The organism is Sporosarcina sp. Y1004 (assembly GCF_057669665.1).
In genome coordinates this window covers 43,286-66,522 of the sequence record NZ_JBYHFQ010000013.1, presented here as the reverse complement: position 1 = coordinate 66,522, position 23,237 = coordinate 43,286, and the positions used below count along the sequence as shown (strand labels likewise).

At 40.0% G+C, this 23,237-nt stretch carries 23 protein-coding genes; 13 read left to right on the top strand and 10 right to left on the bottom strand.

Annotated features, from left to right (window positions below):
• Positions 1 to 195 precede the first annotated feature (195 nt).
• From AC25Y6_RS10700 to AC25Y6_RS10690, 3 genes are all read left to right on the top strand, one after another.
• On the top strand, positions 196 to 351 hold the full coding sequence (locus AC25Y6_RS10700; protein ID WP_488143004.1) for a Spo0E family sporulation regulatory protein-aspartic acid phosphatase: 156 nt from the start codon (positions 196 to 198) through the stop codon (positions 349 to 351).
• 281 nt (positions 352 to 632) lie between these two features.
• Entirely contained in the window at positions 633 to 1,499 is an 867-nt protein-coding gene (locus tag AC25Y6_RS10695) for an NAD(P)-dependent oxidoreductase (protein ID WP_488143003.1), read from the top strand.
• Positions 1,500 to 1,586: 87 nt separating this feature from the next.
• Complete coding sequence (locus AC25Y6_RS10690) at positions 1,587 to 2,045, top strand: chemotaxis protein CheW (RefSeq protein WP_482100282.1); 459 nt, start codon at positions 1,587 to 1,589, stop codon at positions 2,043 to 2,045.
• Positions 2,046 to 2,120: 75 nt separating this feature from the next.
• On the opposite strand, the gene AC25Y6_RS10685 is transcribed toward AC25Y6_RS10690, so the two are convergent.
• The gene (locus AC25Y6_RS10685) at positions 2,121 to 2,585 is read right to left on the bottom strand and encodes a YkyB family protein (RefSeq protein ID WP_488143002.1); all 465 of its coding nucleotides are present in this window, start codon (positions 2,583 to 2,585) and stop codon (positions 2,121 to 2,123) included.
• A gap of 240 nt (positions 2,586 to 2,825) precedes the next feature.
• Between AC25Y6_RS10685 and AC25Y6_RS10680 the strand changes: the two genes are divergently transcribed.
• The 6 genes from AC25Y6_RS10680 to ccpC all read left to right on the top strand — a co-directional run bounded on the left by AC25Y6_RS10680 (position 2,826) and on the right by ccpC (position 9,805).
• Positions 2,826 to 4,871, top strand: a complete 2,046-nt coding sequence (locus AC25Y6_RS10680; protein ID WP_488143001.1) for a putative bifunctional diguanylate cyclase/phosphodiesterase — start codon at positions 2,826 to 2,828, stop codon at positions 4,869 to 4,871.
• Positions 4,872 to 5,780: 909 nt separating this feature from the next.
• Entirely contained in the window at positions 5,781 to 6,539 is a 759-nt protein-coding gene (gene fadH, locus AC25Y6_RS10675; protein ID WP_482100285.1) for a 2,4-dienoyl-CoA reductase, read from the top strand.
• A gap of 53 nt (positions 6,540 to 6,592) precedes the next feature.
• Positions 6,593 to 6,823 carry a hypothetical protein gene (locus AC25Y6_RS10670; protein WP_482100286.1) on the top strand — a complete coding sequence of 77 codons (231 nt, stop codon included), beginning with the start codon at positions 6,593 to 6,595 and terminating at the stop codon, positions 6,821 to 6,823.
• A gap of 106 nt (positions 6,824 to 6,929) precedes the next feature.
• Positions 6,930 to 7,370 (top strand): cyclic-di-AMP-binding protein CbpB, encoded by a 441-nt coding sequence (gene cbpB, locus AC25Y6_RS10665; RefSeq protein ID WP_482100287.1) that lies wholly within the window; start codon positions 6,930 to 6,932, stop codon positions 7,368 to 7,370.
• 115 nt (positions 7,371 to 7,485) lie between these two features.
• Positions 7,486 to 8,931: an MDR family MFS transporter gene (locus tag AC25Y6_RS10660; protein ID WP_488143024.1), complete on the top strand. Its 1,446-nt coding sequence runs from the start codon at positions 7,486 to 7,488 to the stop codon at positions 8,929 to 8,931.
• A complete protein-coding gene (gene ccpC, locus AC25Y6_RS10655; RefSeq protein ID WP_488143000.1) occupies positions 8,912 to 9,805 on the top strand; it encodes a transcriptional regulator CcpC in 894 nt (297 codons plus the stop codon). Before AC25Y6_RS10660 ends, ccpC begins: the two co-directional genes overlap by 20 nt.
• 255 nt (positions 9,806 to 10,060) lie before the next feature.
• On the opposite strand, the gene AC25Y6_RS10650 is transcribed toward ccpC, so the two are convergent.
• From AC25Y6_RS10650 to AC25Y6_RS10620, 7 genes are all read right to left on the bottom strand, one after another.
• The gene (locus AC25Y6_RS10650) at positions 10,061 to 11,215 is read right to left on the bottom strand and encodes an MFS transporter (protein ID WP_488142999.1); all 1,155 of its coding nucleotides are present in this window, start codon (positions 11,213 to 11,215) and stop codon (positions 10,061 to 10,063) included.
• A 171-nt stretch (positions 11,216 to 11,386) separates the two neighbouring features.
• A complete protein-coding gene (locus tag AC25Y6_RS10645; protein ID WP_482103851.1) occupies positions 11,387 to 12,460 on the bottom strand; it encodes an ABC transporter substrate-binding protein in 1,074 nt (357 codons plus the stop codon).
• The gene (locus AC25Y6_RS10640) at positions 12,457 to 13,257 is read right to left on the bottom strand and encodes an ABC transporter permease (RefSeq protein ID WP_488142998.1); all 801 of its coding nucleotides are present in this window, start codon (positions 13,255 to 13,257) and stop codon (positions 12,457 to 12,459) included. The genes AC25Y6_RS10645 and AC25Y6_RS10640 overlap by 4 nt, the downstream gene beginning before the upstream one ends.
• Complete coding sequence (locus AC25Y6_RS10635) at positions 13,241 to 14,065, bottom strand: ABC transporter permease (protein WP_488142997.1); 825 nt, start codon at positions 14,063 to 14,065, stop codon at positions 13,241 to 13,243. Before AC25Y6_RS10635 ends, AC25Y6_RS10640 begins: the two co-directional genes overlap by 17 nt.
• Positions 14,055 to 15,161 carry an ABC transporter ATP-binding protein gene (locus AC25Y6_RS10630; protein WP_482103854.1) on the bottom strand — a complete coding sequence of 369 codons (1,107 nt, stop codon included), beginning with the start codon at positions 15,159 to 15,161 and terminating at the stop codon, positions 14,055 to 14,057. The genes AC25Y6_RS10635 and AC25Y6_RS10630 overlap by 11 nt, the downstream gene beginning before the upstream one ends.
• A gap of 61 nt (positions 15,162 to 15,222) precedes the next feature.
• Positions 15,223 to 15,765, bottom strand: coding sequence for a helix-turn-helix domain-containing protein (locus AC25Y6_RS10625; RefSeq protein ID WP_488142996.1), 543 nt, complete (start codon positions 15,763 to 15,765; stop codon positions 15,223 to 15,225).
• Positions 15,766 to 16,208: 443 nt separating this feature from the next.
• Complete coding sequence (locus tag AC25Y6_RS10620; RefSeq protein WP_488142995.1) at positions 16,209 to 17,663, bottom strand: hypothetical protein; 1,455 nt, start codon at positions 17,661 to 17,663, stop codon at positions 16,209 to 16,211.
• Positions 17,664 to 17,735: 72 nt separating this feature from the next.
• On the opposite strand from AC25Y6_RS10620, the gene AC25Y6_RS10615 reads away from it, so the two are divergent.
• From AC25Y6_RS10615 to AC25Y6_RS10600, 4 genes are all read left to right on the top strand, one after another.
• A complete protein-coding gene (locus AC25Y6_RS10615) occupies positions 17,736 to 18,059 on the top strand; it encodes a hypothetical protein (RefSeq protein WP_482103857.1) in 324 nt (107 codons plus the stop codon).
• A 199-nt stretch (positions 18,060 to 18,258) separates the two neighbouring features.
• On the top strand, positions 18,259 to 18,801 hold the full coding sequence (locus AC25Y6_RS10610; RefSeq protein WP_482100296.1) for a peroxiredoxin: 543 nt from the start codon (positions 18,259 to 18,261) through the stop codon (positions 18,799 to 18,801).
• An 86-nt stretch (positions 18,802 to 18,887) separates the two neighbouring features.
• The gene (locus AC25Y6_RS10605; RefSeq protein ID WP_482100297.1) at positions 18,888 to 19,340 is read left to right on the top strand and encodes a TlpA family protein disulfide reductase; all 453 of its coding nucleotides are present in this window, start codon (positions 18,888 to 18,890) and stop codon (positions 19,338 to 19,340) included.
• A 172-nt stretch (positions 19,341 to 19,512) separates the two neighbouring features.
• On the top strand, positions 19,513 to 20,172 hold the full coding sequence (locus AC25Y6_RS10600) for a potassium channel family protein (RefSeq protein WP_488139476.1): 660 nt from the start codon (positions 19,513 to 19,515) through the stop codon (positions 20,170 to 20,172).
• 869 nt (positions 20,173 to 21,041) lie between these two features.
• Here AC25Y6_RS10600 and rnjA read toward each other — a convergent pair.
• On the bottom strand, positions 21,042 to 22,709 hold the full coding sequence (gene rnjA, locus AC25Y6_RS10595) for a ribonuclease J1 (protein ID WP_482100299.1): 1,668 nt from the start codon (positions 22,707 to 22,709) through the stop codon (positions 21,042 to 21,044).
• Positions 22,710 to 22,711: 2 nt separating this feature from the next.
• Positions 22,712 to 22,921: a DNA-dependent RNA polymerase subunit epsilon gene (locus AC25Y6_RS10590; RefSeq protein WP_482100300.1), complete on the bottom strand. Its 210-nt coding sequence runs from the start codon at positions 22,919 to 22,921 to the stop codon at positions 22,712 to 22,714.
• Positions 22,922 to 23,237 lie beyond the last annotated feature (316 nt).

Sequence of the window (23,237 nt, the reverse complement as noted above, 5' to 3'; positions counted from 1 at the left end):
CATAAATGTTGCATAACTCTTTATACTTTACTAGTTTGCCTTATTAAGAGTAGAACGTAAAGTGATATCTATCAGTTGCGTTTTTCCTTGTCGCTTTTCAAAGTTGATGGAATTTGATGGTAACTTATTTTCATTTTAGAAGAGTATTGCTGTATAATAATATTTTAACTATCTTTTATATTTGGAGGGATCATCTTGGAATGGAGTCTTGAAGAAAAAATTGAATTGATGCGTGAAGAGATGATTGAACGAGCGCTGAAAAAAGGACTGAATGCTGACGAAACGATAGTACTTAGCAATGAACTTGATTATCTCATGAATCAGTATGAAGAAGAAAAAAATAACTTTTGAGCAATGAAAAGATTTAGCATATATAACTTTATCTGTTACGGAAGAAGAAGGAATCACATTTTTAGATGACCTAGAAAAAATATTTTACAAACAATGTTTAATAACCTTGGAAAAGGGGGAAATTAAGGTAGAACACAGCAACATTCTCATTTCCCCCTTTTGAGGACGGAACCCTATTCACAGGGTCCGTCCTCCTTTTTTTGAAAATTTAAATGAATGATGGAAAAAATGATTTTCTTTGATACGATAAATAGTGCTACTACTAATTAGGGGGAATCGTATTGAAAATAGAAAAGGTGGCATTTATCGGGACAGGTGTAATGGGGGCCTGTGTTATTAAACACTTACTGAAGAACAATTATCGAGTGAACATGTACACACGTACAAAAGAAAAGGCGGAGCCACTCATTGAGGCAGGTGCAACCTGGTCGGATACGATCGGGGAAGCTGTGAAGGGTGTAGACCTGGTCTTCACGATGGTCGGCTATCCGACAGATGTAGAAGAAATCTATTTTGGTGAGAACGGGATTTTTAAAAATGGCAGGGCGGGACAGATCCTTATAGATATGACGACATCTAGTCCTGCGCTGGCGAAACGAATTGCAGAACAAGGGGGCAACCTGCAGATGTCGGTGATAGACGCACCTGTTTCAGGTGGGGACATCGGTGCAAGGAATGGAACGTTGTCGATTATGTGTGGTGGTGACGAAAAAACGTTTAAAGCAGTCCTTCCGATTCTATCAAACTTCGGAGAACAAATTGTTTATCAAGGAACGGCCGGTGCTGGACAGCACGCTAAAATGTGCAATCAGATTGCAATTGCTTCAAATATGATCGGTGTTTGTGAAGCACTAGCGTATGCTGAAAAAGCAGGGTTAAATACTGAAACAGTCCTGAAATCCATTTCAACTGGGGCAGCGGGTTCATGGTCACTGTCGAACTTGGCACCGCGTATGCTGAAAGGAGACTTTGAACCAGGTTTTTATGTTAAACATTTTTTGAAAGACATGAATATCGCTTTGACAGAAGCGGAAGAAATGAATTTAACGCTTCCGGGTTTACAGCTTGCGCGTGAAATGTACGAGCAGCTTGAACAGAAAGGCTTCGCGGAAAAAGGGACACAAGTTCTTTATAAAAGATATGAATAAACCTCAATAATAGCTAAAATAGACCGAAAATAGACCTAAGGGATGAATCTAATCAATAACGATCATCAATAGGTGGGAGATGGACATATGAACACGATAAAATCCGATGAAGTCACATATGAAGTTTTTGAATTTGTAGAGTTTCAAGTCGGACAAAGTAATTTTGGACTGAGTATTCAACATGTTCGTGAAATTATTCAACCTGTTCCAGTAACTGTCTTGCCACATTCCCATCCATTTATCGAAGGAATTATACAATTACGGGGCGAAGTGCTTCCGGTCATTGATTTAAGGAAGGTAACAGGAAATACAGATTTTAATGACACGGAGGAATCGAAGTACATCGTAGCGGAATTCGATGGCACAACAGTTGTTCTGGATGTGACGAGTGTCACACAGATTCAACGCATTAATTTCACTGATATTGAACCTGCTTCAGACATGTATATGGGTGATAAAGTACCCGTTTCAGGCGTTATCAAACGAGACAATGGCATGACGCTCCTCGTCGATTTTGAAAAAGTGATTGCGGAACAATTTAAATAAATAAACATGGAATAGTTCAGGTGAATTTGAATAAACTGACTGAATCCTAATGATCAAGATAGGATTCAGTCAGTTTCATTTTCCGTCTAAATAAGAGGAGCGAAAACTTTGACTGTTTTGCATCGTATGGATTGATTTTTTTGGTGGAACCTTTTTCTTCTCGCGTGTTTTCTGCTGAAGTGGTTCTACATAATTGGAAAGAATTTCACGAGCTGTTTTAAGGCTCATTCGTTCTTGTGGGTTACGAGATGTCGGATCTTGTTGTCCGAGGTGTGGAAGTGTGTTGAAGTCTTCTTTTTCCGGGAGTGTGTGAAAGAGGAATTCGTCACAACGAACGAGGACCGTGGAATGCTGCTTGCTAAATTTCGGATTATCGACAAAGTGCAATCCGATTTTTTCTGCGTTGCCTGAACGAATCAGTTTATCAATCGCCATTTTTTTAAATGCATAAAGTTGTTTATTATCAGGAGCAGTTTTAGCGTGTCGATTTACTGTATAGATGGCAATTGCCAATTGACGGATTGAATGTTTATGTTTCAAAATAGGCCTCCTTTATAAATGATTGTGTGATTGCATATGTTTCGATAATACCAAGAATGATAAGAGTTGTATACCTCCTTACACAAATAGTTGTGAAATCACGGAAAATTTAATTAGTACCCTTATGAATACATGGTCTTCTGTAAATGGTACAAACTATTCTTGAAGTACAAACAAAAGAATTGAATAGATTGTTGTTCGGTGAAACTTTAAGCATACACACTATAAATGGAGGTACTCATGAGAAAAACTGAAGCAGAAGACCAGATAGATAAAATAGTAGAATCCTCTATTTTTAATCATTCTTTCAAGATGTCCGTACTAATTAGGAAAAATGAAAAAGAGGGGTTTGATGTACTTTATGCGAATGCATTAGCTTTGCAATACTTTGCTAGAGAAGCCCCGTCATCAGCACAAGAATTTTTTGGTGATATGTGGGAATCGTTTATACAGATTATACATAAATATCATAATCATTTCGATTTTGCAACTGAAATTCAAATAATGCAAAACGGACTGAAGGTATTACTCGAATTGGATTTCCAATTCCACGCAAAAGAGTATGAAAGTGAGTATATCTATGTTGAATTACGTGAACGAATGGATATAGCCGCGGAAAGGGAATTACAAACAGAATTGCAAAACAAATATAATTCTGTTATTGACCACAATATAGATCCGATTATAACCATTAATCAAAGCATGAAAATTATCGATGCCAACCGTGCAGTTCATTTAGCATTCGGTTATCGTTTTAAAGAACTTTCCGGCCGTACATTCATTGATTTGCTAGGTGAGGATAAAATAGCTGAGTTTCAACAAATCCTGCACCGCGCACTATCTGGCGAATCAATGGAGATGGAAAGTTCGACCTTCTTCCACAAACGAGGCCACTTATTACCTACTTATATGAAGCTGATTCCTGTCCTCGTGGTTGAAGAAGTAAAAGAAATTCACCTGATATTAAGGGATACTTCTGTCAATCAAAGAAATAATGAAAAACTTCTTTATTTATCTTATCATGACCATATGACAGGACTATGGAATCGCCGTGCGATGAAGGAGCATTTCACTGAAGACGCCACCTATGCTTTGAAAAGTGATGAACGACTATCATTCATACACCTTGGCCTAGATCGTTTTAAGATGATTAATGAATCGCTTGGACATAATGGTGCAGATAAAATTTTGAAAATCGTTGCAGAACGCTTAAAAGTAATTTGTCCCCCATCGGGAAGAGTGTACCGTAATGGAGGAGATGAATTTATCGTCTCCTTGCAAAATCATTCTGTTTCAAAAACGGAGAAATTTGCGCAAAAATTATTAAATGATTTTGGAAAACCTTTTTACTTCAACCATCAAGAATATTTCATATCTGCGTCCATAGGTATTGCTGTGTATCCAGAGGATGGAAAAACGCTGGAAGCTTTGTTGCGGAAGTCAGAACATGCTCTTACCTTTGTGAAAGATCGAGGTCGTTCTCATTATCGTTTCTATCGTGAAGAGATGAATTCAACTTTCCCTGATGAAGCATTGATGGAATCGCATTTACGTAGGTCGATTGAACTGGAAGAATTGGCAATCCATTATCAGCCCCAAATCGATTTGAAAACGGGCCACATTAGCAGTTTCGAGGCACTTCTTAGGTGGAATAACCGTAAATTTGGATTTGTTTCACCCGCACTATTTATCCCGATTGCAGAAGAATCGGGTCTCATACATGGGATAGGCGATTGGGTATTGAATCAGGTATGCAGTCAGTTGAAAGAATGGCAGGAAAAAAGGTTCAAGGCGGCACGGATTGCTGTAAATATTTCACCAAAGCAGTTTAGAATGGAAGATTTTTCAGAGAAATTAAAAAGTAAAATTTTAAGTTACGGCATTGTACCTTCTTCCTTGGAAGTGGAAATTACAGAAAGTGCATTGACAGAAATGAATGAAACGCTTAAAACACTCAATGACCTAAAGGAGATTGGTGTAATAATTTCTGTCGATGATTTCGGCACAGGATATTCGTCACTTAGTTATTTGAATCAGTATCCAATCGACATCATTAAAATCGATCGTTCTTTTATCAAAGATATTGAAACAGATGTGAAAAATGAAGCAATTGCGAAGACAATTATTAATCTGGCTCATAACTTGGGAATGGAAGTTGTTGCTGAAGGGGTTGAAAGGGATTTGCAGGCTCAGATTCTCCTGGAGGCCAAGTGTCAGAAAGCACAAGGATTTTTATACAGCAAAGCGATACCTATAAAGGAAATAGTTGAAAAATATTTTGTATAGAAAAACATGCATGACAACTGGAAAAGTCCTAAAAGATGAGTGTGAATCAGAAATTCTGCTAATACCGCTTCTAAGCTTTGTGGATGCCTCCCGCGATAAGCCGGAAAGGAAACCGCTTTCAGTCTTATCGCTCCGGCTACCACGTAGACGCGCCTGCGCTGGATATTCTATGTATGAAGGTACATTTACTTGTCAGGATTAGATTTGCAATCCGTAGTCTGTCTTTCTTCAATGTAATTTGAATCAATTAGTACTCATATAATAATTTCATTCCATACATCTCAAATAAACTTTCAATAATGGAACAACCTCAGCGCAGGCGCGGCAAAGGGGTCGCCGAAGCCGTGAGACTGGATGCGAAGCGTTAATCCAGGCTCATGGCCAGAGGCATCCCCAGAGCGCCAAGCGTTCTTCAATCCACTCTCTGAATTACAACTTTCCCGATAATGTACACACCAGCGCAGGCGCGGCAAAGGGGTCGCCGAAGCCATGAGACTGGATGCGAAGCGCCAATCCAGGCTCATGGCGAGAGGCAGTCCCAAAGCGCCAAGCGTTCTTCAATTCACTTTCTGAATTACAACTCTCCCGATAATGTGCACACCAGCGCAGGCGCGGCAAAGGGGTCGCCGAAGCCATGAGACTGGATGCGAAGCGTTAATCCAGGCTCATGGCCAGAGGCATCCCCAAAGCGCCAAGCGTTCTTCAATCCACTTTCTGAATTGACAACTCTCCCGATAATGTACACACCAGCGCAAGCGGATTCAATGGGATTCTTTAATTTAACTTATATAGACACATTAATTACTTTCTAACGATAAACAGGACAATCCATTCTATTAATCTCGTCATGTAGCAAATAAAATGATACAATAATGAGTGAATATTCATTCATTACGAGGGGGAATTGAAATGTTTGAAGAAAAGGTATTTATTGTCACTGGTGGATCGAATGGAATGGGGAAATATATGGCGAAGAAATTTGCAGCTGAAGGTGCCCAAGTTGTTATAACAGGCAGGGATATGGATAGATTGAAATTAGCGCAAGAAGAAATTGGCGATCATGCCCACGTATTCCAGATGGATGTACGAAAAGTAGAAAATGTGGATGCATTAGTTGCTTTCACTGATGAAAAGTTTGGTAGAATCGATGGTCTCGTTAATAATGCAGCGGGGAATTTTATTGTTAAAGCAGAAGATTTATCGCCAAATGGCTGGAATACTGTAATTGATATCGTCTTAAATGGAACATTTTACTGTTCGAGTGCTGTCGGGAAATATTGGATTGAAAAAGGTCAAAAAGGATCGATTTTAAATATGCTTGCAACATATGCGTGGGATGCAGGAGCAGGTGTTGTTCATTCCGCAGCAGCCAAAGCAGGCGTAATGTCGTTAACAAGGACACTAGCGGTTGAATGGGGTACACAATACGGAATTAGGGTGAATGGGATAGCTCCGGGTCCAATCGAGCGCACAGGAGGCGCAGGAAAACTCTGGGAATCAGAAAAAGCTGCGAAACGTACATTGGCTTCAATTCCTTTAGGTCGTCTCGGACAGCCGGAAGAAGTCGCAGAACTGGCTGCATTCATCATGTCCGATAAAGCATCTTATATGAATGGAGAAATTGTTACGCTTGATGGTGGCCAATGGTTAAAAAGTTATCCGTTTTGATGATTAACTATTTATAAATAGTGCATCCTACCTTCGAAAGGAGAGATGTACGCTTGGATATTTGGACAGTACCATTTGTCATCGTTGTTTTGATCATCATCTCGATTAGTGTTGTTTCCGTATGGAAATGGAACAAGGCATTTGCAGTTATAAGTGGACAAGATATCCAGACTGCTGCAGAGAACGAAGATCATCCGTTTACTTTAAATCCAATTATTTGGATTTCTCTCACCGCTGCATTCTTCATTTTAATTGTCATTTTCTATTATGCAACCTCTTCTTAATCGGAGAGGTTTTCTTTGTCAAATTGAGGAAAGAAAGCCCTTCTTATGATATGATAGATATGTAGTTTTTAGGTGAATAGCAAAGCTACAGAAGGAGCAGATTTACATGATATCTATTAATAATAGGGATTTTCTTTTTACACCAATCGCGGAATTTATCATATCGTCTGAAAAAGTTGCCCACGTGCAGGTTGGTAATAATGCGGAGCACGCTCTCCTTGTTCTGACAAAAACAGGTTATTCAGCTATACCGGTCCTTGATGCGAAATATCATCTCAAAGGGTTACTTAGTATGGGAATGATAACAGATTCGATTTTGGGTCTTGAACGTATCGAATATGAACTTCTAGCAAACTTAAAAGTAGATGCAATTATGCAGACTGATTTACCAACCATAAAAACGAGTGATCGGTTCCAAAAAGGACTTGATCTTTTAATTGACCATACTTTCCTATGTGTTACTGAAGAGGACGGTACATTTGCCGGTATTTTAACGCGAAGAGTGATAATGAAACAATTTAAAAAATACATTTATTCAGCTCAATAAGAATTTGTGGTTTAACGACTGGCTCCTTGGCGGGGCCTTTTTCTGTTTGAAAGGAGACTGTATGGCAGTGAAAACCATTAAAAAAACAAATCGTCCATTAGTACTAATTTCGGTTATGCTGGCTATGTTTGTCGGGGCGGTAGAAGCAACTATTGTATCAACAGCAATGCCCGCAATAGCTTCAGATCTCGGAGGGTTTTCAAGATATAGTTGGGTTTTTTCTTCTTATTTACTGATGAGTACGGTAACTGTTCTTGTCTATGGTAAACTTGCGGACATATTTGGTCGTAAGCCAATATTGTTTATTGGGTTGTCCATTTTCATTATCGGTTCCATTTTATGCGGTTTTGCTGTTTCAATGGAGCAGTTAATTGTTTTCAGGTTATTACAAGGTCTTGGCGCAGGAGCTGTTATGCCGATTGCAACGACTATCGTTGGTGATATTTATACAACTGAAGAACGCGCAAAAGTCCAAGGGTATTTATCGAGTGTCTGGGGGATTTCTGCGGTATCCGGTCCTGTCATCGGCGGGCTGATTGTCCAATATATGGATTGGAAGTTTATCTTTTGGGTAAACGTGCCACTAGGCATTCTTGCAATGGTCGGTATCTATTTGTTTTTACACGAACCTCAGCGTTCGAAAAAAGTGTCAATTGATTATAAAGGGGCCATACTTCTTACATTATCATTATCCACAATCCTCTTTTGGCTTGTTGAAGGCGGTCAGTCATTTGGTCGACTGTCATTTTACAGCATTACGCTTATTGTGGTGGGGTTCGGAGCGCTGGCATTATTCGTCAGAGTTGAGAGAAAAGCAGTGAATCCCGTCATGCCATTCGTAATGTGGAAGAATCCTGTTATTTTGTATGCGAATCTCGTGTCACTTACGACAGGTATCATATTAATTGGTATTTCATCCTATTTACCAACATATGTGACGGGTGTCATGGAGCAACCTGCGATTATCGCTGGATTTACCTTGACGGCAATGTCCATAGGCTGGCCGATTGCGTCGTCTGTCGCGGGGCATTTATTGATCCGCTTTGGTCCGTTTGTGGTCTCATTTGTAGGGGGCATATCGCTTGTTCTAGGGACATCTTTGTTTGTTATGATGAATGCAGCGTCTGGACCGTGGTGGGCTGCCATGTCCAGCTTCTTTGTAGGTATCGGTATGGGATTGACGAGTACAGCTTTCACTGTAACAATCCAAGGGGCGGTTTCAAGAGAGATGCGAGGTTCTGCGACTGCAGCTAATATGTTCATGAGAAACTTTGGAAATACAGTTGGAGCCGCACTCTTTGGGGCTATTTTAAACGGTATGATAATGGCGGGTTTCAAAAAAGAAAACCTAGATTACAGTTTAGATGATATTAATCTTCTTTTAACTGAAAAGCTGAGGCAAACAATACCAAACTCAAATCTGAATTTATTACAAAATATCCTCGATGGATCTTTAGAATGGGTGTATATTGCTGTAGCTGCTTTTGCTGTAATCAGTTTGCTTTTGATATTGAAAATCCCACGTGGAAAGGGGTTTCTTCATGACGACGACAGAACTTGAAATCATCAAAGCACTTGCTGAAGAAGGGAATATGAGAAAAGCGGCGGAGCGTCTTTTTTTATCGCAACCTGCGCTTTCCCAGCGTTTGCAGTCAATTGAAAAAGAATGGGGAACAATATTGTTTCTGCGCTCTCAGAAAGGACTTGAGCCAACACCTGCAGGAGAACTTGTCATCGCTTATGCGCGTGAAGCAATCGTTAAGAGGGAAGAAACGTTTGAAATGATTGCTTCGATGGCTGACAGGGTGCACGGTACTTTGAAGATAGCATGTGCCTCTATTGTAGGTCAGACTTGGTTGCCACAAATATTACAAGAGTATGTGGAAAGGTATCCCGATGCAAAAATCTCGCTGATAACGGGTTGGAGTTCAGAAATTGTTAAAGCGTTATATGAGGGTGAGGCACATGTGGGTATCGTGCGTGGTCAGGTTGATTGGAAGAGCAGAAAAACCTATTTATTTCGGGATCGTCTCTATTTAGTAGATCGTGAAATTAAATCAATTGATGAATTAAAAGACACGAAAAGACCGTTCATCCAATTTAAAAGTGATTCAAACTACCATATGGAAATCCAGCGGTGGTGGCAGCGTCATTTTCATCAAAATCCTGGACGTCAGATTACAGTAGATCAGATTGAGACGTGCAAGCAACTCGCGATAAACGGTATCGGTTATGCGATTTTGCCTTCGATTACGCTTACTGGGGATGAGAATGTCAATAAAATACCTCTTTTAAATAGCGAAGAAGAGTTCGAATTGACGCGGGATACATGGCTGATAGGATACGAATCGTCGTTCGCATTGAAACAAGTTGATGCGTTCACACAAATTGTACAGGAACACGCAAATAAATTACAAAATGATTATAACTTTTAAGGGGTTCTAACGACTCTAGTGGAGTCCGGATCGAGCAGTGCGTAATTTAATGAGAAAATCCCTATCACGCCGGAATAATAGCCGGTATGATAGGGATTTTTACTTGAATGAATAGGTGACTGTGGATTTGATTCGTCTAGCTCCATACGGCCTAGAGGCTCGGTCATAAGTCAGTTTGGCTGTGCAGCAAAGAACGCTGCTTCGCCAACCTGTCTTATGCCTGCCGCCTCTGGACAGGCGTCCTGCGCTTTTGAGTTATAGCTTTGCTAATAATTCTCCGTTTCGTTTTGACCAATAGTTGGCGAGGGCAAAACAGATGAGCAGGATGATTGTTCCGATGATGTATGGGTAGATAATATTAATATCGAACAATACGCCCGCAAGTGCCGGTCCAATCATGTTTCCTAAGCTCATGTAAGCAGACATCATCCCTGCTGCATAGCCTTGTTCACTGCCAGCAAGTTTGGAAACGAGGGTGTTGACGGCCGGTCTGAGAAGAGATGTGGCTGTAAAGAAAATAGTAGCAACGAAAAGAATAGTGAAAAATGAATCGACGAACAAAATGCCAATCATCCCTAGTGCCGCGATGATAAGATTAACTAGAATGACACGCATTTCACCAAATCTTTTAAACAGTTTATTGATAACGAATGTCTGAGCGATAACTCCTACAAAACCTCCAATTGTAATAATGACGGCGATTTGAGAAGGCGTATAGCCATATTTGTGATCAACGTAAAGAGAAATGGTTGATTGGAAATTAGCCAGTCCAAAAGAAAAGACGAACATTACAATTAACATGACAAAGTAAGGCGTTGTGGTAGATCGTTTCATCTGTTTGAATAGATTTTCACTCTTTTTTTCACTTCCAGGTTCAACAGCACTGCTAGTGGCTGGATTCGGCAAAGCAAAAACTGAGATAACCGCTGCAATTAAAGCTGCTGCTGTGGAGAAGTAAAAAGGGAATTCTAAACTTACTTTTGATAGGGCGCCGCCGATTGCAGGACCAATCATGAAGCCAAAAGACATTGAGGCACCTAGCAGACCCATCCCTCGACCTCTTTCTTTGTACGTAGTGATATCGGCAACAAACGCCATCATTGGAGGGATCATGAAGGCAGCACCGAGTCCAGAGAAGAATCGTGCGACGTAAAGCATCCATAATTCTGTGGCTAAACCGAATGCGAGTTGGGATAGACCCATAATAATCAAACCAATAATGATCAATTTTTTTCGACCATGTTTATCGGATAGATCACCGGCAAGCGGAGAAAAGATAAATTGTGAGAATGAAAATATTGCAATTAAAAAACCGAGTGCTTGACCAGCAACCCCGAACGTTCCCAGATATTCCGGCATGATAGGAATAATAAGACCGAATCCTGCCATGGCTATAAACATATTGAACATTAAAACATATAAAGCGAAATTATTGGACTTGTTTGTCAGAAATACCACCGCTTTCTAAACTACCTCTGTAACTAAACTATAATACCATAAGCTTCATTTGAATACATATTAATACAATATTTAATTAATGAAGACGACCTAAGTAGAAAACTAAGGTCGTCAATCATACATTCATTTCATATCCATTTTGAATTCCAGGAATAACTCATTGTAATGTCCTAGCATTTCAAGTCCAAGATTGCGATAGACTTCAAGATGTCCTCGTGTTTCTTTGTCTGGGTAGAAGCGCTCGTCTTCTGTCACTTCAGGATCCAAAATATCCATAGCAGCTATATTCGGGGTAGAGTAACCAACATAATCAGCATTTTGTGCCGCAACTTCGGCATCGAGCATAAAGTTGATAAACGCATGTGCACCTTCGATGTTGGTAGACGTACGTGGAATTACCATATTATCAAACCAAAGATTTGAACCTTCTTCGGGAACAATATAATTGATATCCTCGTTTTCATACATCATGTCTGCTGCTTGACCAGACCATGTTAGTGAAATCGCCGCTTCTCCGTTAATCATCAGTTGCGTTACTTCATCTCCGATAACCGCCTTAACATTAGAGCTTAAGGTTTTCAACTTATCAGTCGCTTCTCTCAATTCGTTTAAATCAGTGGAGTTCAATGAATAGCCTAATGAATTCAGACTCATCCCAATGGTTTCTCTTGCGCTGTCGACTAGTATAACTTGCTGTTTTAGAGATGGATCCCATAATTTATCCCAGCTATCAAATGTTTGACCATCCAACAGCTCGGGATTATAAGCGATTCCAAGTGTCCCCCAAAAATAAGGAAGTGAATATTTATTGTCAGGATCAAAAGGCAAGTCTAGGAAATAGGGGTCAATGTTTTTTATGTTGGGAATTTGACTGTAATCGAGCGGGAGTAATAAATCTGCATCGCGCATCATTTCAATCATATATTCCGAAGGCATTGAAATATCGTATGCTGTCCCGCCTTGTTCAATTTTCCCCATCATCCCTTCATTCGAATCAAATGTTTCGTAGGATACTTTAATTCCTGTTTCTTTTTCAAATTGTTTCAGCAAATCAGGATCAATGTATTCACCCCAGTTATAAACGGTGATGGAATCCTTACTTGAACGTGCACCTCCGTCATTCAACTTCGAATTGACGAAAAGCAGGACTGCGGAAACAATAAGAATTATTACTGCACCACGTATAATGTCTTTCATTTCCTCACCCCCGAAAGTGGAGTTCTAGTTTTGCGGCTAATCGCATAGTAACCAAGTACAAGTCCTACTGTCACTATGAAGATAAGTCCGGACAATGCATTGATTGTCAGTGTTATTCCTGAGCGTGCCATTGAATATATTTCAACGGAAAGTGTAGAGAATCCGTTACCTGTAACGAAAAATGTTACCGCAAAATCATCAAGGGAATACGTCAGCGCAAGGAAAAATCCTGCTAATATGCCTGGTTTAATGAACGGAATGATGACGCGTGTCAAAACATCTCGTTTGGTAGCACCTAAATCGAGTGCGGCATCGATAAGTGTGGGACTCATTTCTTGCAGTTTCGGCAGCACCATAATAACGACAATAGGGATGCTGAAAGCAATATGTGAAATAAGTACAGAAGCGAAACCAAGTTTCACCCCAATTATTGTGAATAGGATGAGAAATGAAGCACCAATGATGACATCCGGGCTGACAATTAATATATTATTGAGTGACAGTACGGCCTTTCGCATTGCTTTGTTGCGCATGAAAACAATTGACAGTGCACCCAGTACACCGATTGCTGTAGAAACAAGCGCTGATAAAAGTGCGACAATAATCGTGTTAAGTAGAATGACAATTAACCTCGTATCCTCAAAGACAGCCGAATAATGTTCAAGGGTGAACGATTCGAAATTCGACATTCCGCCACCCGAATTGAACGAGTAAAAGATTAAATAAAATATAGGGGCATATAAAATGATGAAAACGGCAATCAAATAAATTTTAGGGAGTTTATTTAATTTTCCCATTGATTGTCGACCCCCTATCATTGCTGCTAGTAATCAACATAATGAGAAACATGAATAAAATCAGGAATACGGCGATGGTGGAACCCATACCCCAGTTTTGTGTAACAAGGAATTGTTGTTCAATTGCAGTTCCTAGTGTAATAACTTTATTTCCAGCAATCAGTCGAGTAATCATGAATAACGACAGGGCAGGGATGAAGACGACCTGAATTCCCGACTTAACCCCATTTAAAGTAAGTGGCCAAATTACTCGTCTGAAAGTTGTCCATGAATTTGCTCCAAGGTCGCGGGATGCTTCGATGAGCACAGGATTCAATTTATCGAGTGAATTGAAAATCGGTAAAATCATGAATGGGATAAAAATATAAACGGAAACAAAAACAAAACTAAAATCGGTGAAAAGAATTTGTTGTTTGCCAATCCCAACCGTTTCCATTAATGCATTTATGGGGCCATAGAGACCGAGAAGACCAATGAATGCATACGTTTTTAAGAGGAGATTAATCCAAGATGGAATAATGATTAACAAAAGCCAAAGTTGCTTATGCTTCGTCTTTGTCAGGAAATATGCGGTCGGGTATGAAAAGAGCAATGTGAACAAAGTGATTAGAAACGCATACCAGAACGAATTGATGGTCAGTTTTAAATAAACCGATGAGAAAAAGTTGATATAGTTGTCAAATGTAAAATTGCCACTTAAATCAAAAAAAGAATAGTAAATAATAAGTGCAATCGGTGCAATGACGAACAGTAAAATCCAAGCGGCATAAGGGATTGTATAAAATGGACGCAATGGTTTATTGTTCATCGACCAATACCCCATATGCCTCAAGTCTGGCATCAAATTCTTCTTCAGTTTCATTCAATCGCATAACATGAATGTCTTCTGGGTCAAAATCAAGTCCAACGACTACGCCAACTTCCGCTTTTTTAGTGGAATGAACAAGCCATTCGTTTCCGTCTTTATCGTAAGTGGATAGTTCATAGTGAACACCACGGAATAATTGGGTATCTACTGTAACGTTTAGTTTCCCCTTATCGACTGTTGTCAGTTCTAAATCTTCCGGACGGATGACAATATCCACTTTTTCATTGGGATTTAGTCCTTTATCAACACATTCGAATGTTTGTCCTGTAAATTGGACTACAAAGTCTTCAATCATCTTCCCTGGTACGATATTAGATTCGCCAATGAAGTCAGCAACAAATCGGTTAATGGGTTCATCATAAATATCTAAAGGTGTTCCTGATTGCTGTATTTCGCCAGTGTTCAGAACAAAGATTTCATCGGACATCGCCAAAGCTTCTTCCTGGTCATGGGTAACGAATACGAATGTTTTCCCCAGTCTCTGTTGCAATTCTCGAAGTTCATATTGCATTTCAGAACGCAATTTTAAATCGAGGGCCGATAGCGGTTCATCGAGTAAAATAACTTCCGGATCATTGATGATTGCGCGTGCTATAGCTACGCGTTGACGCTGTCCGCCTGACATCTCCGCAATTTCTCGATTTTCATAACCTTCTAGATTAACAAATTTCAGTGCTTCAATGACGCGACGTTTGACTTCAGCTTGTTTTACCTTTTTAATGCGCAGACCAAATGCGACATTTTCGAAAACGTTTAAATGGGGAAACAAAGCGTAATCCTGAAAAACAGTGTTAACTTGACGTTCATTGGCAGGTACATTGTTGATCTTTTTGCCGTTGAAGTAAATTGTACCTTCCGTTGGTTCGATGAAACCTGCAATGAGTCTTAGAATCGTCGTTTTACCACAACCGGAAGGACCTAGAAGTGTATAAAACTTTCCACGTTCCATTTCGAATGATACACCGTCCAATACGGTTGTATCATTACTGTATTTTTTTGTAACATTTTCAAAACGAATAATCGGTTGAGTCGTCATGTAGACACCCCTTTTTCTAATAGTGAAAGTTCTGTATGGTCCAGTCTTGCCGCATTTCGTTTTATAAATAAGATTCCGTCACAACAAGTAGTATCTCACTCGATCCATTGTATGCGTTTAATAAGCGGTGATGCTCCGATGCGTCATAATAAACAGCATCTCCCTTAGTGGCAAAATGGTGTGAATCTCCAATTTCAATACGTATTTTTCCTTTTAAAACATAGATAAACGTTTCAGATGGTGAAGGATCGAATTTCTTGAACTCTCCCATTTCATGAAATGTTAGATGAACCGGTTCTAATTCATTTTCATTGGAACGTGGCACCAACCAACGAATATCATATTTCAGTTCGTCATCGACGAAGATTGTCTGATCCTCAGCAGAAAATACGACTTTCACATTTTTTGTGGGTTCATCGAAAAACTCTTTTGGTGTCGTACCGAGCACCTCCAACAAAGCGAAAAGTGTTTCAATGGAAGGGGAGTTTAGATTCCGTTCTACTTGTGAGATATGTCCTTTTGTTAAATTTGTACGTTCTGCAAGTTCTTCCTGTGTCAGTCCTTTTTTTAGACGTAGGCTTTTTATTTTACTTCCAATCTCCACGGACATTCCTCCCCAAATATTATGGAGTTTAGTGATAGTATACTCGAAGTTTACTAAAAACCCTTTTAATTATACAAAATCTAGGTCGGAAATCAAGAACTATTATTTATCTTTATTCAGCATTCATCTTTCACCTCCATAGATGGGAAATGAATGCTGTTTTGTTATCCTGTTCAGGGGTGTCCAAACGCCCGCTGAACATAGAGCAATGAAGTTCAATACCTCCCTGATAAAGCCTTCGGCGGATGTCGCAGATTTTGAAACAAGGTAATGAAGGCAACCTGAGATCGCCGCGTCCTGCGGCAACAAGGAAGGATACAGTTCAATCCTTCGCCCCTGTAGGCATCAGGATCGATTCAAAATCTGGATGCAATTACGCCGAGACGTAATTGATGAAATATAACCGGAAAACCCTTTTTGTGAACGAAGGGTTCCGGTCATAGTCATTGATGCGTATTTGATTTCTTCTGTCGCAGTTTTCCTAACGCCATCTTTCCGATAGTCGTGAAAGTTAAGTACACAGATAGAGCAATCCCGCTTAACGCAGTGACAAGGGATATCCATTCAAAAATAGTATACGTAGAAAGTGCTTTCCAGCCTGAAGGAGACGCCCAATCATCTATGACTAAGTTCATTCCGTAAATTCCTGAAACGACGGTAAAAATAGTAAGGATGAGTAGGAGCATGTTCATCCTGTCAGAAGCAATGTTCTCCTGGCTTTTATAAAGTTCCTGCAAAGTCTTATTTACTTCTTTAAATAAGCTGTCTATAGCGAAGGATTGCCGGAATCTCAATGAAAGTTCTTTACCTTCCGAGCGCGTACTGATTTCTTGGAAATAATACCAGGAGGTAAAAAGAGTAATGAGTTTGATGAGTAATTTGACATATTCCTCGTCTTTTTTCCAATTGATTTCACTATAATTGAACGATACTTGTAAAAGCATGACTTTATAAAAGTAGTGTAGAAGAAAATTATAGTAATGGGTCCCCATGTATTGTGAAAGCTCCCTGGACATATCTTCAGGAAGGTGATTCGTTACGGTGATAAACGCATGTTCAGTTGCAATGGTATAGGTGTCCGGAGCCCATCTATCGTGTAGCGTTTCGCCTAAAGAACGGCGGATGTATTCAGAGTTATTTGCAGATATGAATGGCTTTCCATCTGGTGTACGTCCATCCAAGGCGCCCATCCGATACAATTGATCTTCAGTTATTTGTGAATCTTCACGACTGAAAAGAAATGCTGAAGCGTACATTCTCTCATCCTCATAGTAAGGCAGAGAACCGAAATAGCCGTTCAGATTTTTATCATGGAGAAGGAAATCTGTCAAAAATGGACAGAGGTGAACAAAAAGCAATTCGTGTATGGATAAGCCATCTCCATAGGTAGGAGAACTAATTGTCATTCCCCGCTCCTCTTCCAACTTTTGATCGATTGTCCTGAAATGATGCATAAAATCAAGAACGTCTGACAGATCCAATTCTTCATTGTCTAATTGGACTCTAATTGATAGAAAGGCAAGGCCAAATGGTGCTACGACGATATCTATACTGTGGATGATGAAGGGTAGACTTGTATCTCTGACTCTATATATGAAGCGTTCTTGTATAGATTTAGTAAACCTATGGAAACCGTTCTCCTTCAGCGATGTAGGGAAAATTTTACGTTCGATATAGGGTAAAAAGTATTGTTCAAGTTCCTTTCCGTCTACCGTAATTCCTTCTCCGTAATAGTTCGCCTTCTCAGCGTTGTCGTTCAACTGGAAATAGGAGAAGGCGTTTTTATTCAGAGCTAAGAATAGCTCATCTTTTTTTCTACTGTCATAACCTAAAGGTAGAATGAATGACATATGTGATCGAAGAATATCAAGTTTAGTAATAGTTACTGATGTCTTCATCTGAATTCACCCTCGGCAATTGAAATTTTGTCTTTTCATGGTACAATATAGCGAATAAAGGGGGGACTTTGATTGGGAAAAAAGAAAGTTTTCTATTTGGACCCTAATGATCGAAATTGGACGATGAAAGATCTAGGATTCGGCTGGGATTCACTAGAAACTCTATTGACGAATAAAAAAGGATTCGAGGGTATTTACTATACGAAAAATCGGAAAATCCTCCGTATACATGAGCTAGCCAATCATTGTAAAGTTTGTCTTGATGCATTGGATTATAATGACGAACACGATTCCATCTTCTGCCCGGCGTGCGATGAATGGCGGGAAGACTCTTGTAGCGATCCAGGTTGTGAGTATTGTTTAGCACGCCCACCAAAACCATCTAATTGTAAATGACACATACACACCTCTTCCCTAAAGAGGGAAGAGGTTAAACATACTAATTGTATATTCGTCATGGAATTGCCACATATTGAGTAGAGTGTAGCTTGGACAAGCCACTCTATTTGAATTAGGGCATTTTTTTTGTTATTCTTGAAAAGGATTGTGCGGGTGAGATGACCTAGCACAAAAGAATTAGTGGAGGGGTTATTTAATGATTAATCGTATGGTAGGTAAGCAAGCTCCAAGATTTACTTTGGATGCAGTACTTGCAGATAAGTCTTTTGGTAAAGTAAGCCTTGAGGAAAACATGAAAAATGATAAATGGACAGTATTGTTCTTCTATCCAATGGACTTCACATTTGTGTGCCCAACGGAAATAACAGCGATGTCTGACCGTTATGATGAGTTTGAAGATTTGGATACAGAAATTATTGGACTTTCAACAGATACAATCCATACTCACCTAGCGTGGATTAACACAGACCGTAAAGATAATGGTCTTGAGCAATTGAAATACCCACTTGCTGCAGATACAAACCACAAAACGTCAAGCGATTATGGTGTTTTGATTGAAGAAGAAGGCGTAGCGTTACGCGGTCTATTCATCATTAACCCTGAAGGTGAACTGCAGTATCAAACTGTATTCCACAACAATATCGGCCGTGATGTAGATGAAACACTACGAGTTCTACAAGCTCTTCAAACGGGTGGACTTTGCCCGGCTAACTGGAGACCTGGTCAGAAGACACTTTAAGATAAAGTTCAAATCTTACTAAATGAAATCCCCGTGCATATATTACGCAGTGGGGATTTTTTTGAAAAATGAAGGAGGATATAGATATGAAATTACGTGATCAATTACCTGAACTTGAAGGTGCGACAGCATGGTTGAATGGAGAATTAGTGAAGACGGATTTGGTCGGTGAAAAGCCGACGCTAATTCACTTTTGGTCAGTCAGCTGCCACCTTTGTAAAGAAGCAATGCCTGAAGTTAACCAATTCAGAGACAAATATAGCGAGGACTTAAATGTCGTCGCAGTTCATATGCCACGCTCAGAAGATGATCTGGACTTAGATCAAATTAAATCAGTTGCAGCTGAACATGATATTACTCAACCAATATTCGTTGACAGTGAAGCGAAACTTACCGACAAATTTGATAACCAATATGTTCCGGCATATTATGTGTTTGATAAAGACGGTCAGCTGCGTCATTTCCAGGCTGGCGGCGGAGGCATGAAGATGCTTGAGAAACGTGTTAACCGTGTACTAGATGAAATGAAAAAAGAGTAGGATTTGGCCCGATTTCGCATTTGCGGCATCGGGTTTTTTAAAACAGAAGAACGTTTAGGATTACCGAAGTCGATAGGCGATTTGTTTTTGTTGTTTGGCTCCGGGCGCCTTCTGCTTTACTTAAATATGATAAACTATTCGCATCCGGTTAGTGGATAGGGAGGGGTGCTATATGAAAAAGGAATTTGCAGTGATTGGATTGGGCCGATTTGGAGGCAGTATCGTCAGAGAACTGATCGAACTCGATGCTGATGTCATGGCGATTGATATATCACCTGAAAGAGTGGATCAGTATGCCCAATTGGCAACGCAAGCAGTAGCTGCTGATACTACTGATGAATCGGTCCTTCGATCACTTGGCATCCGAAACTTTGAACACGTTGTTGTTGCGATTGGTGAAAATATACAAGCTAGCATTTTGACAACGCTGATGTTGAAAGAAATTGGTGTAAAAAAGATAACGGTGAAAGCACAAAATGATTCGCATGAGAAAGTTTTGCGGAAAATTGGTGCCGACCAGGTTGTCCATCCCGAACGTGATATGGGTATCAGAATTGCGAATAATATGGTATCAAACAATATACTCGATTATCTCGAATTATCGGACGAGTTTTCAATTGCAGAAATAAAGGCAAATGATAAACTTGTTGGATTTACACTAATTGATCTTGATATTAGAGCAAGATATGGTGTAAATATCGTCGCTATTAAACGAGGTAAGCAAATTCTTGTATCCCCTCAGGCAATTGAAAAAATCAGGCTTGAAGACATCTTAATCGTAATTGGATCGGATGAAGAAATACACAAGTTTGAAAAGAAAGCACTTCATTAAACGACCTTAAAAATCCTTTAATGCACTCAGCTATGAAATAATAAGCCAACTAACATCGAATTAGAACGATAGTCAGCACTGCCATTGGCGGTGCTATTTGTATTTCTACTAACAAGACAATTTGACGGTTTTTGCGGCATATTCAAAATGAATATATCCTTTGTCAGGCCATCCCTAGTGTGTTCATTATTGACAGAGTATGTGATTGAGAGTTTGGATTGTAGACCGCTTGGCGCTCTGGGGTAGCTGCACCTGCGCTGGAAAGTTTCATTATTGAAAGTGATTTTGAGATGTATGAACTGAGATTATAATGTGATTAGTATTTGATAGTGATTTCATTGTAGAAAGAAGTACTACAGGCGGCAGGTCTTATCCCCGGGAACGAAATGTGCTCCCCTACATAATTATAATAAGAACTAGTAGATTGTAGTTGAGAGCGGCGACTCCGGCGGGAACAGCGCGAGCGGAAGACCCCGCAGGAACGCAGTGACGAGGAGGCTGAAGCCCGTGCCCGCGGAAAGCGTCCGCTCGGAACGGAAATCAACGGGATTTGTAGGGAATCGGACTTTTTCAGTGTCCACGGAGGCATCCAAAAAGCGGCGAAGCGTTATTAGTAGAATTCTACATCACTCGATGTGTTGCGACTGTTATTAAACGCACTCACTTAATTGAAGCAAACCGTATTACTAGTTGTACATTAGCCACAAGTCCTGACATATAGGGAAAAGTAAAGAGCCCAATTCATATGTGAATTGGACTCTTTTTGTGTGTTTAATTTAGTTTTGTACAAGTCAATGAACAAGTAAGCATTCAGTGTTATAACATTCCTTTGGAAATGCAATAATCACTCAATTGTGATTTTAAATCAATTAAACTTCCATAATGACAGGAAGAACCATTGGCTTACGTTTTGTCTTATCGTATAGATAAGGTCCGAGGACATCGATGACTTCACTTTTTAGTGCGTCGAAATCTGATGGTGAATTGGCGAGCTTCCGCTGCATTTGCTTCGAAAGCATCTGTTGTGCTTCATGAATCATTGCACCAGATTCGCGCATATAAACGAATCCACGGGAAATGATATCTGGACCTGAAACTATGCGATTGCGTTTCAAGTCTACTGTTGCAACAACAATGACGAGTCCGTCTTCAGATAGAATTCTGCGATCACGCAATACGACGCTTCCAATATCACCTATCCCGCTTCCGTCGATATATACATCGCCAGAGGGGATACGGCCTGCAAGGTGTGCTTCGTCTTGTGTAAGAGCCAGTACGTCACCGTTACCCATAATGAACGTATTCTCTCGTGGGATATCGCAAGAGACGGCAAGGTCGGTATGCATTTTTAACATTCGGTATTCACCGTGTATCGGCATGAAGAATTTTGGTTTAATCAGTCGAAGCATTAATTTCTGTTCTTCTTGAGAACCGTGTCCGGAAGTATGAATGTTGTTTAGAGTACCATGCAGTACATCCGCACCAGCGCGGAACAATGCATTAATCGTTTTATTGACGCTAAGCGTATTACCCGGAATTGGAGATGAAGAGAAGATAACCGTATCACCGGGATGGATTTGAACTTGACGATGTGTACCATTAGCAATACGTGAAAGTGCTGCCATTGGCTCACCCTGACTACCAGTACAAAGAATCATTACTTTATTTGCAGGCAATTTATTAAGTGATTGCGTATCTACAAATAATTCTTTAGGCGCATCAATGTAACCGAGTTCGCGTCCAATTGTGATGGCGTTATCCATGCTGCGTCCAAATACCGCAATTTTACGTCCAAATACTTGAGCTGATTCAATGACTTGCTGCAATCTATGGATATTAGAAGCAAATGTCGCAAAGATAATTCGACCTTCAACTTTTCTGAATATCTCATTCAAGCTGTCGCCAACTTTTCGTTCAGACATTGTGAAATTAGGGATTTCCGCATTCGTACTATCAGATAGCAGGCATAGAACACCTTCGCTTCCGATTTTCGCCATTTTAGTCAAGTTTGCGGGTTCACCAACTGGAGTGAAGTCAAACTTGAAGTCGCCTGTATGAACAATGTTACCTGACGGTGTCTTAACAACAACACCGAAAGCATCTGGAATACTGTGTGTTGTCCGGAAAAATGATACTGCCGTTTTCCGAAACTTGAATACATCATCCTCGCCGAATGGAATCAGCTTTGTAGTTCGTAACAGACCGTGCTCTTCAAGTTTGTTTCTCAATAGTCCAAGTGCAAGCTTACCGCCATAAACAGGGACATTAATTTTACGAAGTAGATAAGGAATACCGCCAATATGGTCTTCATGGCCATGAGTAATAAATAGGCCTTTAATCTTGTCCACATTTTTTTCGAGATACGTGTAATCAGGAATGACATAGTCGATTCCTAGTAACTCGTCGTCAGGGAATTTTATCCCTGCGTCAATTAAGATAATCTCGTCTTGAAATTGCACACCATATGTGTTTTTACCGATTTCCCCTAGTCCGCCTAAAGCGAAAACGGCAGTTTCATTGTTTTTAATAGATTTCATCCTTAAACCTCTTCGAGCTCGAAATAGGGTGCAGCCTGCTCATGTTCTAGATGAACACCTTCAAGCAATTGGATGAATTCGATATTATAGCCACGATCTTTTAACTTTAGGCGGACTGACCTCTCCGAGTCCGCTTCGATGTACATGCTTTTAGTGTTTTCACGGACTGGTACTTGAAGTGTAGTTTCTTGGTAATATACTTTATAAATCATCGTTTGCTCTCCTTTTTACGTTCGATTGAACTGATTCTCTTTATAGTAGCATGACACTTCTTTAAAATAAAGAAAAGCCCACCAATTTCATGGCAGGCTAATATGTTTAAGCGATAGTTTTCTTTCCGAGTATGCCATTTAGCCGTTTCAACAATTTGCGTTTTAGGCGTTTATACATGGCTATATCACTCCTCGAAATCATTATACCAAATTCAGAACCTTCTGTCAAGTAGGATTTTCAGCAAAGCTGAAAGATCCTTCATTTATCTCGGTCTTCTTGATTTTCAGCAAAGCTGAAAGATCCTTCATTTATCTC